The organism is Nocardia amamiensis (genome assembly GCF_015477605.1).
Taxonomy (GTDB): domain Bacteria; phylum Actinomycetota; class Actinomycetes; order Mycobacteriales; family Mycobacteriaceae; genus Nocardia; species Nocardia amamiensis_A.
In genome coordinates this window covers 1-251 of record NZ_JADLQX010000377.1, presented here as the reverse complement: position 1 = coordinate 251, position 251 = coordinate 1, and the positions used below count along the sequence as shown (strand labels likewise).

The following is a 251-nucleotide window of genomic DNA, read 5'->3' as shown; positions in this document are numbered from 1 at the left end:
TTTCGATGATCCGGATCATCAACAGTGCCAGCCAGCACAACACGACGTGGGCGCGGATGCGTTCCTCGAGGCGGTGATAGACCGGCCGCAGGTCGAGGATCTGTTTCATGTCCCGCCAGCCGCGTTCGACCTCGAGCAGCTGCTTGTAACCGACTGCGATATCGGCCGCCGACAGGTGCGGATCCGAACACCTCAGCAGGTACTTGCCGTCGAAGTTGGCTTCGGCCTTCGCTTTCGCCGCGTCGAGGCGC

At 62.5% G+C, this 251-nt stretch carries 1 pseudogene; it reads right to left on the bottom strand.

The features are described 5' to 3' along the window. Positions 1–251, bottom strand: a pseudogene (locus tag IU459_RS38190) (IS1634 family transposase); the annotation flags it as partial.